The organism is Xanthomonas sp. 60 (assembly GCF_011761925.1).
Genome location: NZ_JAASQW010000001.1, coordinates 383,221 through 396,752, shown reverse-complemented (window position 1 = coordinate 396,752; position 13,532 = coordinate 383,221). Strand labels below are relative to the sequence as shown.

The window sequence follows — 13,532 nt, the reverse complement described above, 5'->3', positions numbered from 1 at the left end:
TCAGTTACGCTCGAGTGCATCCAGCAGCGGCGAACGGGCAACACCCGCAACCACCCACGCCCGCAACTCCTTCGGCAGTTCCGCCAGCCCGTGCATTGCGGCAGCGTGCGTGGCGAACTCGACGAAGCAACCGCTCCCCGACCCTGTCAGTCGCGCCCGACCGATCGCGCTCAGGGCCGCGAGCGCTGCCTCGACGGCAGGTTCGCGGTGGCGCAGCACCGGTTCGAACGCATTACCGAGCAGCGACCCGGAAGCGAAGTCCTCTATTTTCGCCACTGGACTGTCGCGCGTCAAATCGGGGCTGGCGAACAAGGCTGGCGTGGGTACGTGCACGCCCGGATCGGCCAGCACATACCAGGCAGGGGGCAGCGCGATCGGCTGCAGCTCTTCGCCGACCCCTTCAGCCCAGGCATTGTGGCCCCGGACGAACACCGGGACGTCCGCACCCAGACGCAGGCCAAGTGCAGCAAGGGCCTCGGTATCCAGCCCGGCGCCCCAGAGATGATTCAACGCCACCAGCACGGTCGCGGCGTCGGAAGAACCGCCACCGAAGCCACCGCCTGCAGGAATCTTCTTTTCAACGAGGATGTCGACACCTTGCCGGACGTTGGCAGCCTCCTGAAGCATCAGGGCTGCGCGCACCGTGAGATCGGCAGACTCGGCCACCCCGGCAAGGCCGCGGGCGCGGCAGATGCGTCCATCCTCCCGCGTGCGCAGGGAGATGACGTCACCCCAGTCCAGGAGGCGGAATACGGTCTGCAGCGCGTGATAACCGTCCGGACGGCGCCCGGTGATGTGCAGGAACAGGTTCAGCTTGGCCGGTGCCGGCCAATGGGACCAGCCGGCGGCGCTCCCGACGACCGCGCTCATGGCGCCGTCGTGCCCCACTGGTCAACCACCAGCCGCACCTTGGCATCGCCGCGTCCGGCCTCGATGCGTCGCGGCAGGGCCGGACGGCCGTCTTCGGCGGGCCACCAGTCCAGGTACTGCACGTCCCAGCCGGCCTGTTGCAGGCGCCGCGGGCGGCCTTCGGCATCGCGCTGCACGCCCCGCTCGCCTTCACGTGCCAGCACCAGGCCACGGGTCCAGTCCGGCAACTCGTTGACCGGGATGTCCCAGCCGGTGGCGTCGCGCAGCAGCAGGCCGGCATCGGCCCCCTCGCGCGTGCCGCCCTGCAGTCCTTCCAGACGCACGGTTCCACCGGCGGTATCGCCGACCAGGCGCCAGCTCTGGCGGGTCACCGGGGCGCTCAGCTGCACCTGGTAGCGGCTGCCCTGCTGTGCCCAGTCGATGCGTCCACTCCCGCCGTCGCGCCCCCGGCTTACCGCCACGCGCCCCTGGAAACTCCACTCAGGCTGGGCCCGCAGGGCCTGTACGCGGGCCGCTTCGGCGCGCTCGGCGGCCGGCGACACGGTGTAGGCCACATCAGGCGCCGGCGTCTTCTGAGGGCCCACCGAGGTGCAAGCCGACACCGACAGGAGGATGCCCACTGCCAGCAGCAGGGGACGCAGGGACAGGTGCATCATGGCGTGAACTGCTCGCGGGCGCGCTTCAGCGCGCGGTTGTCAGGGTCCAGCTTTTCCGATTCAGCGAAGAACTGCCGGGCTTCGTCCTTTCGCCCCATCACCCACAGCACTTCGCCCAGGTGGGCACCGATCTCCGCATCGCGGGTCAGCGCCCAGGCCCGGCGCAGTTCGGCCAGCGCCTCGTCGTTGCGACCCAGGCGGTAGAGCACCCAGCCATGGCTGTCGATGATGGCCGGGTTGTCCGGCTGCGCCACGCGGGCGCGCTCGATAAGTTCGAGGGCCTCCTGGTGCCGTGGCGTGCGGTCGGCCAGCGTGAAGCCCAGCGCATTGAGCGCGGCAACGTTCTCCGGTTCGGTGACCAGGATCTTGCGCAGGTCGGCTTCGGCACGTGCGATGTCGTCACGACGCTCCCACGCCAGTGCGCGTGCGTACAGCAGCGGGTTCTCGTCCGGGTACGCGGCCAGGCCACGTGCGAGCGCATCCAGTTCGCCGGCGTCGTCGCCCGCGCGCTGGCGCAGCTCGGCCTCGAGCAGCCAGGCGTCACGCCGGGTTTCGTCGTCCACGCTGGCATTGGCCTGCAGTGCCCGCACTTCGTCCAGTGCCTTGTCCTGCTGGCCCAGCAGCGCCTGCGCATTGGCGGCACGCAGGCGTGCTTCACCCAGTTCGTTGCCGCCGGGCACGCTGTGGTACCAGTTCACGGCCTCCTGGTAACGCTTGAGGTATTCGGCGATCTTGCCCAGCAGCAACCGCTGCGCCGGGTCGGGCTTGCTCGCTGCGCGGGAAAGCTCGTCATACAGAGCGGTCAGTGCCGTGGCATCGGACTGTTTGGCCAGCAGCGAAGCGCGCATGCCCCACGTCTGCACGTCCTGCGGGCCGACGGCGAGCATGCGTTCGGCGGCCACCGGTTCATTCATCGCGTCATAGGCGATGGCCACCGCGTTGCGCAGGTCCGGGCTCTGGCGCGCCTTCGGCTCCAGCGACCGCAGCTGCGCCAGGGCCTCATCACGCTTGCCCGACTGCTGCAGCTGGCTGGCCTGCAGCAGGGCCACGCGCGGATCGTCCGGGAAGCGGCGCACTACTTCGCCGACCATCCGTTGGGCGAGGTCCGGGCGGTCCATGCGCATTGCCAGGCGACCGAACTCCTGCCACGCATCCAGGCTGTCAGGCAGCGCGCCGGCGCTGACCAGCGCATCCAGCACGGCGGCCGGGACGGCCGGGTCGCGCCCCCCGCCCACCAGCGCGGCGAGCGCGAACTTCCAGGCCTCCGGATCGGACTCGCCCAGCAGTGATTTCAGCTCGCGCACGGCCTCGTCCTGCCGCCCCTGGCGCATGGCCAGCGCGCTGGAAGCGCCGCGCATGGCCAGCGAGCGGGGCGCGCGCGCCTGCCACAGGGCAAGCGCCTGTGCCGCGCGGACGTCGTCGTTGGCCAGCATGGCGATGCGCGTGGCCCGCTCGGCCAGCGTGGCGTCGCCTTCTTCGGCCTGCGCCGCCAGCAGGTACTGCCGCGCCGCCTCCGGCAGCTTGCCGGCCTGCAGGGCGAATTCCCCGGCCAGCGCAGGCTGCAGCGCGACCTGCTGCTGCGCCTGTGCCTGCGCCAACGCCCGAGCAGGGCTCTGCGCGGGGGCTGCGGAAAGCGCCGGTACGGCACTGAGCCCCAGCAGCAGAACACTGGAGATACGAATCAATACGGGCATGGAAGCCATCGGGGCCTTAAAATACGTACCAATGGCCAGCAGCTTATCGCAAGCAACTGAACAATGACCCTGTGGGTGCTCGGTTTGAACCACCAGACCGCCCCGGTAGAGCTGCGCGAGCGCGCGGCTTTCGCCGGGGAGGCGCTGCCGCGCGCGCTCGCTTCGCTGCGCGATACGCCGCAGATCGCCGAGGCGGTGCTGCTGTCCACCTGCAACCGCACCGAACTGTATGCCGTGGCCGACTCCGCCGCGGCCCTGGACCAGTGGCTGCAGCGCCACGCCGGTGATCTGAGCGGCTATCTGTACCAGCATGCCGACGGCGAAGCGGTCCGCCACCTGTTCCGCGTGGCCACCGGCCTGGATTCGATGGTGCTGGGCGAGCCGCAGATCCTGGGACAGGTCAAGGACGCCTGGTCCACCTCGCGCGCCCACGGCCTGCTCGGCCAGCGCCTTGACCGGCTGTTCCAGCAGACCTTCTCGGTGGCCAAACGGGCCCGCACCGATACCCAGGTGGGGGCCAATCCGGTCTCGGTCGCTTCGGCCGCCGTACGCCTGGCACAGAATGCCTTCGCGCGGCTGGACGATTCCACCGTGCTGCTGGTCGGTGCGGGGGAAACCATCGAACTGGCCGCGCGCCACCTCAGCGAAGGCAAGGTGCGCCGCCTGCTGATCGCCAACCGCACCCTGGCCCATGCGCAGGAACTGGCCACCCGGCACGGCGGCGTGGCCCTGCCCCTGGAGGGCATGGAACGGCACCTCGCCGAGGCGGACGTCGTGTTCTCCGCCACCGCCGCGCGCGAGCCGGTGATCCATCGCCAGGCCGTGGCCGCGGCGCTGCGCGCGCGCCGGCACAAGCCGATGCTGCTGTTCGATCTGGCGGTCCCGCGGGATATCGAGGCGTCCGTCGCCGACCTCGACGATGCCTTCCTCTACACCGTTGACGATCTGGAACGGGCGGTGGAAGACAACCGCCGCGGGCGCCGCGAAGCAGCCGCCGAGGCCGAAGCGATCATCGACCTGCAGGTGGCACGTTTTCTTGAAACGCTGCAGGCCGATGCGTACCGGGCGCCGTTGAAGCAGCTGCGCGCCTTCGGCGAAGCCACCCGGCTGGAGCTGCTGGCGCGTGCCCGGCAGCAGCTGGCCCACGGCAAGCCGGCCGACGAGGTCCTGGAGCTGCTCGCGCACGGCCTGACCAACCGCCTGCTGCATCCTCCGACGGCCGCACTGCGCGCTGCGGCGCTGAGCGGCGACGCCGAGCTGACCCGCGCCGCCGGGCGCCTGTTCCCGGCGACACCCGGCTATGCGCACCGCGCCGGGGACGGACCGGATGCGGCCACCGTGCTGCGACCGGATCCCGCCTCTTCCTCCCCTGCCCCTGTGAGCCCCGATGACGCCGACCCTGCGCCGCAAGCTTGAAGCGCTGGCCGAGCGCCGCGAAGAACTGGAACGCCTGCTGTCCGAACCCTCCGTGGTGGCCGACAACACCCGTTTCCGCGATCTCTCCAGGGAGTTCTCCCAGCTCGAGCCGGTGGCCCGTGCACTGGCCGACGAAAGGCGTGCCAAGGCCGACCTGGCCGCCGCCGAAGCGCTGCGCGGCGATCCCGAGCTGCGCGACCTGGCCGAGGAGGAAATCGCGGCCGCGCAGGCCCGGCTGGCCGAGCTCGAGCAGCAGCTTTCGCTGCTGCTGGTTCCCCGTGATCCGCGCGATGAAGGCAACCTGTTCCTTGAGGTGCGTGCGGGCACCGGCGGCGACGAGGCCGCGATCTTCGCCGGTGACCTGTTCCGCATGTACGCCCGTTACGCCGAACGCCAGGGCTGGAAGGTGGAGATCGAATCGGACAGTCCCGGCGAGCACGGCGGCTACAAGGAAGTGGTGGCCCGCGTGGTCGGGCGCGGCGCCTATTCGCGGCTCAAGTTCGAATCCGGCACGCACCGCGTGCAGCGGGTACCGGCCACCGAATCGCAGGGGCGCATCCATACCTCCGCCGCGACGGTGGCGATCATTCCCGAAGCCGACGAGATCGATGACGTAGCGATCAATCCGGCCGACCTGCGCGTGGATACCTTCCGTTCCTCCGGTGCCGGCGGCCAGCACGTCAACAAGACCGAGTCGGCGATCCGCATCACCCACGTGCCTACCGGCGTGGTGGTGGAATGCCAGACCGAGCGCAGCCAGCACGCGAACCGGGACAAAGCGATGAAGCGGCTGAAGGCGCAGCTGCTCGATGCCGAGCGCTCGCGCCAGGACGCTGCGCAGGCCGAAACGCGCCGGCTGCAGGTCGGCAGCGGTGATCGCAGCCAGCGCATCCGCACGTACAACTTTCCGCAGGGCCGCATCACCGACCATCGGGTCGAGGGCCTGACCCTGTACGACCTGCCCCACGTGCTCGAGGGCGGCATGGATGCGCTCGTGCAGCGGCTGGTGCACGAGCACCAGGCCGACGTGCTGGCACAGCTCGCCGAAGGCGGCTGAGCGATGGACGCCTGGCAGCAACGGCAGCAGCTGCAGCAGGCGGTCCACCGCCAACCGGCGGATTTCATCGCCTGGGTGATGCTGGCCGACTGCGAACTGGAAGCCGGCGATCTGCGTGCCGGCGAGGCAGCGGCGCGACGTGCGCTGCAGCTGCGCCCCGGCCATCCCGAAGCCCTGGCGCGCCTGGGCCGCGTGGCCTGGATGGCCGGCGCGCATGCAGACGCCGCGCACCTGCTGGGCCAGGCCGCCGCGCAGGTGCCGGACCACCCCGGCATCACGCTGTGGCTGGGTCACGCGCTGGAAGACAGCGGCGATGCGGAAGGGGCGGCGGCGGCCTACCAGCGGGCCCACACCCTGCTTCCCGATGAGCCCTACATCGCCGCGCAGCGGCTGGCGTGGCAGCGCCGCCTGTGTGACTGGCGCGGCCTGGACGCGCTCGCCGGCCAGGTGCGCGCGGCGGTCGCGGCCGGCCACGGAGCGATCGAACCGTTCGCTTTCCTCAGCGAGGACGCCGGTCCGGAGGAGCAGCTGGCCTGCGCCAGAGTGCGCGCGGCTCAGATCAGCGCGCAGGTCCGGCCCATGCCTGCGGTCACCGTGCGCCGCCGGGGCGTGCTGCAGATCGGGTTCCTGTCCAATGGCTTCGGCGCCCATCCCACCGGGCTGCTGACCGTCGCACTGCTGGAGCAGCTGCGCGCCGAGCCCGCCGTGCAGGCCCACCTGTTCGCACTGACGCCGGACGATGGCAGCACGATCCGCCAGCGGCTCGATGCGGCCACGCGGCTGCATGCGGTCGCGGGCCTGCGCCATGCCGAGATCGCCGCGCGCATCCGCGCAGCGGGCATCGACGTGCTGTTCGACCTGCGCGGCTGGGGCGGTGGTGGCGTGCCCCAGGTGCTGGCCATGCGCCCTGCACCGTTGCAGATAAACTGGCTGGCGTATCCCGGCACCTCGGGTGCGCCATGGATCGATGCGGTCCTCGGCGATGCGTTCGCCTTGCCCCCCGCGCTGGAGCCGTACTACAGCGAGCGCGTACTGCGCCTGCCACGTGCGTTCCAGCCTTCGGACACCACCCGCGTGCTGCAGGAGATACCGACCCGTGCGGCCTGCGGACTGCCCGATGACGGCGTTGTGTTCTGCTGCTTCAACAACAGTTACAAGCTCAATCCGCGCAGCATGCAGCGCGCCTTCGCGGTGCTGCGCGAGGTACCCGGCAGCGTGCTGTGGCTGCTTGCGGGCCCCGGCCGGGCCGATGCCCGCCTGCGGGCCGCCGCACAGGCCGCCGGCGTGGATCCGGCGCGGCTGGTGTTCATGGGCAAGCTGCCGCATCCGCAGTACCTGGCCCGATACGCACTGGCCGATCTGTTCCTGGACACCCATCCCTACAACGCGCACACCACGGCGTCTGATGCGCTGTGGGCGGGCTGTCCGGTGCTGACCTGCCCGGGCGGGACCTTCGCCGCACGCGTGGCCGGCAGCCTCAACCACCACCTGGGCCTGCACACGCTGAACGTGGCCGACGATGCGGCGTTCATCGCCACAGCCGTCGCGCTGGGCAATGACGCGCAGCGCCGCGCCGCCGTGCGCGCGCAGCTGGCCGAGGCCCGCCAACGCGCCAGCCTGTTCGACATGCGTGGCTTCGCAGCCGACCTGTCCACCCTGTTGCAGGAGGTCTGCCGCGCGCACGGTTGGCAGGGCAGCGACACGGCCTGAACTTCGTGGCGGGCAGACTGCGCTCCTGTCTCCTGCACGGAACCTGCGATGCCCAAGTTGAAACGCAAGGCCTACGAGGCGCTGCTGGATCCCATGCAACTGGAACTGGCCGCCATGGCGCGCTGGGTGCAGCTCACCGGCCAGCGCGTGCTGGTGCTGTTCGAGGGGCGCGATACGGCCGGCAAGGGCGGTGCCATCCAGGCCATCAGCCAGCACCTCAACCCGCGCCAGTGCCGCGTGGTCGCCCTTCCCCGCCCCACCGACCGCGAAGCCACGCAGTGGTATTTCCAGCGCTATGTCACCCACCTGCCCGCGGCCGGCGAGATCGTGCTGATGGACCGCAGCTGGTACAACCGCGCTGGCGTGGAACGGGTGATGGGCTACTGCACGCAAGAGGAGTACCAGCGCTTCCTGCAGCAGGCGCCGGTGTTCGAGCAGCTGCTGGTCGATGACGGCATCGTGCTGTTCAAGTACTGGCTCACCGTGGACCAGCAGGAGCAGGAAGCGCGCTTCGCCGAGCGCCACCAGAATCCACTGAAAGGCTGGAAACTCTCGCCGGTGGACCTCAAGTCACGTGACCGTTACGAGGACTACACCGCCGCCCGCGAGGCCATGCTGGAGGCCACGCACCGCCCGCATGCACCGTGGACGCTGGTGGATTTCAACAACCAGCGCCGTGGCCGTCTGACGCTGGTGCGTGACCTGCTGGACCGGCTGCCCGATACCCACGTAGACGAGGCGCTCCCGCCGCTGCCGCCGCTGGAAGGCCCGCTGCACCAGGAGCACTTCGGGGTACTGAAGCCGATCAAGCGCTACCGGCTGGAGTAGCGCGAGCGGCCTCAGAGCGCGATCTTCTGCTCGATCTCAGCGGCGGTGACCGGCCCCAGGAAGGTGTGTGCGAGCTTGCCCTGGGGATCGATCAGGTACGTCAGCGGCAGTCCGCGTGGCGTAGCGAAATCGGCGGGCGGGTCGAATGGGTCCACGATCGCGATGGGATAGGTCACCGGCCGCTCCTTGAGGAAGGCCTGCATGGCCTGGGACTCGATTTCCTCATAGGCCAGTCCGACCACCTCGATCTGGCTGCGCATGGCATGCAGCGCGGACAGCTCCGGCATCTCCTTGCGGCACGGGGCGCACCACGTGGCCCAGAAGTTCACCACCACCCACTTGCCACGATGCGCAGCCAGGTCGTAGGCCTGCCCGTCCACCGTGGTGACCTTCAGGCTGGGCTGGGCGACGGTGACACGCTCACCGGGTACGGCGTCGTCGGCCGGGGCGGCGGTGTCGTCCACCGGTGCAGGCGGATGGCCGGGCACCGTGGCCGGGGTGGTGGCCGGCGCCGCCGGGCTGGGCGCTTGCGCGGGCTTGCAGCCGGCGGCCAGCAGGATCGCCAGGGCCGGAACGAGCAGCTTGCAGGTCATCAAGAATCTCCGGGAGGATAGATGTCGCTGACGCGGCGCTTGAGTTTCTCACGCATCGGCAGGCGCAGTTCGTCGAGTGCGGCCAGCGCCGCCTTGCCCAGGCTGTCATCACGGTAGGGGAGCAGGCGCTCGGCGACCGGGATGCGAAGCTGGGTGGACTCGTACAGATCGTTCAGGCTTACCTGCTGCAGATCGCGCGCCAGCATCCAGTCACCGATGTCGGTGCGGCGCACCAGGTTGATGCGCTCCAGATCGCACAGCAGGCTCTGCAGCAGCGAATCGGTAAGCATCGGCTCCTGGTGCAGGATGTCATCCTCGGCCAGGCTCCTGCCCTTCGTGCGCGCCTGCTGGAAGCGCCCGAGCAGGCGCAGCAGGCCGTAGAACTCGTAGCCCTGCGGCAACCGCAGTTCCACCGGCTGGTAGCGGAACGCGGCCATCGACGAGGAGAGCGAGGCGCCCAGCAGGACCGCCACCCAGCACAGGTAGATCCACAGCAGCAGGATCGGCACGAAGGCCACCGTGCCGTAGAGCTTCTGGTAGGACTGGAAGCTGCCCAGATAGGCACCGATGCCCCACTTCACCAGCTCCAGCAGCACCGCGGCCAGGATCGCCCCCGGGATGGCGTGCCGCCACTTCACCGAATGGTGCGGAACGACGCGGTAGACCAGCGTGATGCAGACGAACTCGATCAGCACGGGCGCCAGGCCCAGCGACAGGTCCGCCAGCCAGCGCCCTTCCTGGGTACCGAACAGGGGCAGCGCGAACACCCGCGCCGACACCGCCAACGAGGCCGCCGCCAGCATCGCGCCCAGCGTCAGCACGGTCCAGTACACGAGGAAGCGGGTGAACTTGGGGCGGCTGGAGCCCACCCGCCAGATCTGGTTGAAGGTCTCTTCCACGCTGTTGAGGGTGATCAGCAGCGAGATCACCAGCGCGATGAAGCCGGCGGCGGTGAGCTGGCCGGCGCTGGCGGAAAACTGCCGCAGGTAGCCTTCGGCCGCGCGCGCCGCGCTGGGCACGAAGTTGGAGAACACGTAGTCGCTGAGCTGGTCGCTCCAGCGGTCGAAGACCGGAAACGCGGAGAGCACGCCGAACACCACGATCGCCAGCGGCACCAGTGCGAACACCGTGGTGTAGGCCAGTGCGGCGGCGGCCTGGAACAACCGGTCATCCAGGAAGCGCCGCCACAGGAAACGGCCGAAGCTGGCGGCGCGCGGCCGGTCACGGACGCGCTCCATCCAGAGGTTGATGGTATTCAAAGGTTCCATCGGCCAAAGGGTACCCGATGCATGACGCGCGCAGGATAGCCATACTGGTGTCTTCCCGACGAGAGAACGTGGCCACGATGGGCGAGATTCTGGTGCTGTACTACAGCCGCGGTGGGTCCGTGGCACGGCTGGCGCGCCAGATCGCACGCGGCATCGGCGAGGTGCCGGGCATGGCGGCGCGGCTGCGCACCGTGCCGCCGGTGGCGGCGGTCACCCAGACGGCACAGCCGCCCGTGCCCGAAGAAGGCGCGCCCTATGTCAGCCTGGACGACCTTGCGGCCTGTGACGGCCTCCTGCTGGGCAGCCCCACCCGCTTCGGCAACATGGCCGCGCCGATGAAGCACTTCCTGGACGGCCTCGGTGGCGAATGGGTGAACGGCACCCTCGCCGGCAAGCCCGCCGGTGTGTTCACCTCCACCGCCTCCATGCACGGTGGCCAGGAAGCCACGCTGCTGTCCATGCAGTTGCCCCTGTTGCACCACGGCTGCCTGATCGTGGGCATTCCCTTCACCGAAACCGCCCTCAGCCACACCACTACCGGCGGCACGCCTTACGGCGCCAGCCACGTGGCCGGCAGCAGCGATGATCCGCAGCCCAGCGACGACGAGACCGTGCTGGCACGCGCGCTCGGCCGTCGCGTGGCCGACATCGCACAACGGCTGCGCCGGTGACACCGCGCGGTCCGGCCGGTATCACCCTGCTGCTGGCACTGGTGGCGCTGGCTGCCCTGTTCGCGGTCTGGTTCATCGATGACCGGCATTGGCTGGCCACGCAAGTGGTGTTCACCCTGCCGCCGATGCTGCTCGCCACCGCACTGCTGCTGGGCTGGCGCAAGGCCGCTTACTGGTCTTCGGTGCTCGCGCTGGCCTGGTTCAGCCACGGCGTGATGAGTGCCTGGAGCCATCCCGGAACGCGGCTGCTCGCGCTGCTGGAAGTGGTCCTGGCCCTGGGTGTCATCGGTGCCGCCAGCCTGCCCGGGATCCGTGCCCGCTTCCAGCGCGCCGACCGCTGACGGCCCTGCCGCGCGCACGTATCATCTGGGGCTGTCCTGCACCGCTTCGCCAGGTTTGAGAATGCACATGATGGAAGAGCTCCTGATCGTCACCACCGGTGGCACGATCGACAAGATCTACTTCGACGACAAGTCGGATTACCAGATCGGCGACCCGCAGATCGGCATGATCCTGCGCGAACTCGGAGTGACCTTCCGCTTCAACGTGATTCCGATCCTGCGCAAGGATTCGCTGCATATCAACGATGACGACCGTGAACTGATCCGCGCCACCATCGCCGCGCAGCCGACCCGCCATGTGCTGGTGACCCACGGCACGGACTCGATGGTCCAAACCGGAAAGGTGCTGGCGACCATCCCGGACAAGACGATCGTGATGACCGGTGCGCTGAGCCCGGCACGCTTCCGCGGGTCCGATGCCGAGTTCAACATCGGCTGCGCCATCGGTGCCGTGCAGTCGCTGCCCGGCGGCGTCTACATCGCCATGAACGGCCGTATCTGGAATCCGGAGAGCGTACGCAAGAACGTGGCCGCCAACCGCTTCGAAGCGCTCTGAACGGACGGACCGGGGTCGGCCGTCGCCGGCCCCGGCCGCAGCTCGCCGCTCGCGGCTCGCGTCACATCCCGCTCAGCGGGAACGCGCGGTCAGCATCACACCGCTGTAGTCGGACGTGGCCTTCACCCTGATATGCCATGGGCCGGCATCCGGAAACAGCCGCAGACACGTCTCGCTGTTGCTGGAGGACGCCGGCCTGCAGTTGAACAGCTCATCGGTGGGCGCCACGCCGTAGCGCGTGTAGAGGTCGGCATTGCCACTGCCGCCATTGATCGACACGGTCAGATTCTGCCGACCTTCCGGTACCTGGAACGTGTACAACCGATCCTCTCCGACCTTGGCGCTGATCTGCACGGGCACCCCATCGGCCAGCTTGATCGGGGCCGGATCCGGGCCGCCCGGGCTGCCGTCGCGCACATGCTTCACGGCTGCCAGCGCGTCGGCAAGACCCGCGCCACACCCTTGCGGACAGGCACCCGGCAGCGGTCGCGCCGTGCGGGTCAGGATTTTCGTCACTTCGTCCGGCGACAGGGGCTTGGCGGCAGCCGACTGCATCAGTGCCACGAGCCCGGCCACATGCGGGGCGGCCATCGACGTGCCGTCGTACCGTGCGTAGCTCGGCGTGCCGGGTCCCGTCTGCCCGGTGTTGAGCGTGGAGAGGATGCCCTGGCCGGGCGCTGCCAGGGTGATGCCGGCGCCATAGTTGGAAAACCACGCGCGGCCGCCCTGTTCGTTGATGGCCGCGACGGCCACGACGCCCGGACAGTTGGCGGGTGAGGACGTGCTGACGTCACGGCCATCGTTGCCGGCCGCAACCACGACCGTGGCACCGAGCTGGCGAGCCTTGACGATGGCCCGCAGACTGGCCGGGTTGCAACTGCCCCCACCGCCCAGTGACAGGTTGAGCACCTTCGCTGGCGTCGGATTCGCCGGCACGCCACTGACTGCTCCACCCGCCGCCCAGACCATGCCATCGGCGATGTCGGAGGTGTAGCCACCTCCTTTCCCGAGCACCCGCACAGGCTGCACCTTGGCCGCGAACGCCGTGCCGGCGACCCCCAGCGCGTTGTCGGTCACGGCGGCCACCGTGCCGGCCACATGCGTGCCGTGCCAGCTGGAGGCACGGCCGCCCTCGGCATCGCCGGGATCGGATGCATCCGCGTCGCGTCCGTCACCGTCGCCCGCGATGAAAGAATCGCTGATGAAGTCGTAGCCGGGAATCACATTCGCAGCCAGGTCGGGGTGCGCGGTGATGCCGGTATCGAGGACAGCGACGATCTGCCCCTTGCCGGTGGCGATGTCCCAGGCCGGACGTACGTTGAGCGACGCGGCGGAGGTGCCGAAGCCCCATTGTTCGACCAGCCTCGGATCGTTGGGGGTGCGCGTGGGCTGCATCAGTTCGTCGACCTGCACGTAGTCCACGTCAGGGTCGCTGGCCAGCGCATGCAGGAACTGCGCCGCTTCGGCGCTGTCCAGCGCGCGGTCGGTGCGCACGACGGTCGAGCCGATGGCCAGCGTGCGCAGCGCGGTGGCACGCGTGGGCCGCGACAGCGAACCTGCCGCCAGCAGGAGCCCGCTGGCCCGGGCGGCAGCGCCTGCCTGCGCCACGCGTCCCTCGCGATAGCCGACGATGAACTGTTGATGGCTGGGCGCCGAGGCAATGCCGTCAAGATGGACGGTGGCGGCTGACGCGGCAGGCAGGCCCGAGGCCAGTACAAGGGCGATGCCCAGCGCCAGCCCGGGGCGCCGACACATGCGTGTGGAAGGTTTCATGGAAGACTCTCATCAAGGTAAGTGGGAGCCGTACGTCCACGGAGGACGCAACCGGCAAGTCATCCTCGATGCTGGCCGGTTCCAGGAGCATCGGGCGTC

Annotated in this window: 13 protein-coding genes; 7 read left to right on the top strand and 6 right to left on the bottom strand. The window is 69.5% G+C overall.

Translation table 11 applies throughout. From position 1 onward, the window contains the following. Genes ispE through FHY09_RS01770 form a run of 3 tightly spaced genes read right to left on the bottom strand, consistent with a single transcriptional unit; the run spans window position 1 to window position 3,220 of the window. The gene (ispE, locus tag FHY09_RS01780; protein WP_166923569.1) at window positions 1-870 is read right to left on the bottom strand and encodes a 4-(cytidine 5'-diphospho)-2-C-methyl-D-erythritol kinase; all 870 of its coding nucleotides are present in this window, start codon (window positions 868-870) and stop codon (window positions 1-3) included. Continuing rightward, window positions 867-1,523: a lipoprotein insertase outer membrane protein LolB gene (gene lolB / locus FHY09_RS01775; protein ID WP_166924348.1), complete on the bottom strand. Its 657-nt coding sequence runs from the start codon at window positions 1,521-1,523 to the stop codon at window positions 867-869. Before lolB ends, ispE begins: the two co-directional genes overlap by 4 nt. Next, the gene (locus FHY09_RS01770; protein WP_208407449.1) at window positions 1,523-3,220 is read right to left on the bottom strand and encodes a tetratricopeptide repeat protein; all 1,698 of its coding nucleotides are present in this window, start codon (window positions 3,218-3,220) and stop codon (window positions 1,523-1,525) included. The genes lolB and FHY09_RS01770 overlap by 1 nt, the downstream gene beginning before the upstream one ends. Before the next feature lie 63 nt (window positions 3,221-3,283). Between FHY09_RS01770 and hemA the strand changes: the two genes are divergently transcribed. From hemA to ppk2, 4 genes are read left to right on the top strand one after another with little or no spacing between them, the layout of a single operon-like run. Further along, complete coding sequence (gene hemA, locus FHY09_RS01765; protein ID WP_166923563.1) at window positions 3,284-4,636, top strand: glutamyl-tRNA reductase; 1,353 nt, start codon at window positions 3,284-3,286, stop codon at window positions 4,634-4,636. Next, window positions 4,608-5,693, top strand: a complete 1,086-nt coding sequence (gene prfA, locus FHY09_RS01760; protein ID WP_166923561.1) for a peptide chain release factor 1 — start codon at window positions 4,608-4,610, stop codon at window positions 5,691-5,693. The genes hemA and prfA overlap by 29 nt, the downstream gene beginning before the upstream one ends. 3 nt (window positions 5,694-5,696) lie before the next feature. Next, the gene (locus FHY09_RS01755; protein ID WP_166923558.1) at window positions 5,697-7,403 is read left to right on the top strand and encodes an O-linked N-acetylglucosamine transferase family protein; all 1,707 of its coding nucleotides are present in this window, start codon (window positions 5,697-5,699) and stop codon (window positions 7,401-7,403) included. Between the two features lie 48 nt (window positions 7,404-7,451). Then, a complete protein-coding gene (ppk2, locus tag FHY09_RS01750; protein WP_166923555.1) occupies window positions 7,452-8,231 on the top strand; it encodes a polyphosphate kinase 2 in 780 nt (259 codons plus the stop codon). 11 nt (window positions 8,232-8,242) lie between these two features. On the opposite strand, the gene FHY09_RS01745 is transcribed toward ppk2, so the two are convergent. Beyond that, entirely contained in the window at window positions 8,243-8,824 is a 582-nt protein-coding gene (locus tag FHY09_RS01745; protein WP_166923552.1) for a TlpA disulfide reductase family protein, read from the bottom strand. After that, complete coding sequence (locus FHY09_RS01740; protein ID WP_166923549.1) at window positions 8,824-10,092, bottom strand: YihY family inner membrane protein; 1,269 nt, start codon at window positions 10,090-10,092, stop codon at window positions 8,824-8,826. The genes FHY09_RS01745 and FHY09_RS01740 overlap by 1 nt, the downstream gene beginning before the upstream one ends. Before the next feature lie 77 nt (window positions 10,093-10,169). Here FHY09_RS01740 and wrbA point away from each other — a divergent pair, with 77 nt between their 5' ends. From wrbA to FHY09_RS01725, 3 genes are all read left to right on the top strand, one after another. Next, window positions 10,170-10,763 (top strand): NAD(P)H:quinone oxidoreductase, encoded by a 594-nt coding sequence (wrbA, locus tag FHY09_RS01735; RefSeq protein WP_166924346.1) that lies wholly within the window; start codon window positions 10,170-10,172, stop codon window positions 10,761-10,763. Then, window positions 10,760-11,104: a DUF2069 domain-containing protein gene (locus tag FHY09_RS01730; protein ID WP_456362678.1), complete on the top strand. Its 345-nt coding sequence runs from the start codon at window positions 10,760-10,762 to the stop codon at window positions 11,102-11,104. The genes wrbA and FHY09_RS01730 overlap by 4 nt, the downstream gene beginning before the upstream one ends. A gap of 70 nt (window positions 11,105-11,174) precedes the next feature. Continuing rightward, window positions 11,175-11,660: an asparaginase domain-containing protein gene (locus tag FHY09_RS01725; RefSeq protein ID WP_166924342.1), complete on the top strand. Its 486-nt coding sequence runs from the start codon at window positions 11,175-11,177 to the stop codon at window positions 11,658-11,660. A gap of 72 nt (window positions 11,661-11,732) precedes the next feature. Here FHY09_RS01725 and FHY09_RS01720 read toward each other — a convergent pair whose 3' ends face one another. Beyond that, window positions 11,733-13,433, bottom strand: a complete 1,701-nt coding sequence (locus FHY09_RS01720; RefSeq protein WP_166923545.1) for a S8 family peptidase — start codon at window positions 13,431-13,433, stop codon at window positions 11,733-11,735. Window positions 13,434-13,532: the final 99 nt, after the last annotated feature.

Bases quoted from the DNA above. Each gene is read 5' to 3' on its own strand.
- ispE (WP_166923569.1), bottom strand. From the start codon at position 870: ATGAGCGCGGTCGTCGGGAGCGCCGCCGGCTGGTCCCATTGGCCGGCA.
- lolB (WP_166924348.1), bottom strand. From the start codon at position 1,523: ATGCACCTGTCCCTGCGTCCCCTGCTGCTGGCAGTGGGCATCCTCCTG.
- FHY09_RS01770 (WP_208407449.1), bottom strand. From the start codon at position 3,220: ATGCCCGTATTGATTCGTATCTCCAGTGTTCTGCTGCTGGGGCTCAGT.
- hemA (WP_166923563.1), top strand. From the start codon at position 3,284: ATGACCCTGTGGGTGCTCGGTTTGAACCACCAGACCGCCCCGGTAGAG.
- prfA (WP_166923561.1), top strand. From the start codon at position 4,608: ATGACGCCGACCCTGCGCCGCAAGCTTGAAGCGCTGGCCGAGCGCCGC.
- FHY09_RS01755 (WP_166923558.1), top strand. From the start codon at position 5,697: ATGGACGCCTGGCAGCAACGGCAGCAGCTGCAGCAGGCGGTCCACCGC.
- ppk2 (WP_166923555.1), top strand. From the start codon at position 7,452: ATGCCCAAGTTGAAACGCAAGGCCTACGAGGCGCTGCTGGATCCCATG.
- FHY09_RS01745 (WP_166923552.1), bottom strand. From the start codon at position 8,824: ATGACCTGCAAGCTGCTCGTTCCGGCCCTGGCGATCCTGCTGGCCGCC.
- FHY09_RS01740 (WP_166923549.1), bottom strand. From the start codon at position 10,092: ATGGAACCTTTGAATACCATCAACCTCTGGATGGAGCGCGTCCGTGAC.
- wrbA (WP_166924346.1), top strand. From the start codon at position 10,170: ATGGGCGAGATTCTGGTGCTGTACTACAGCCGCGGTGGGTCCGTGGCA.
- FHY09_RS01725 (WP_166924342.1), top strand. From the start codon at position 11,175: ATGGAAGAGCTCCTGATCGTCACCACCGGTGGCACGATCGACAAGATC.
- FHY09_RS01720 (WP_166923545.1), bottom strand. From the start codon at position 13,433: ATGAAACCTTCCACACGCATGTGTCGGCGCCCCGGGCTGGCGCTGGGC.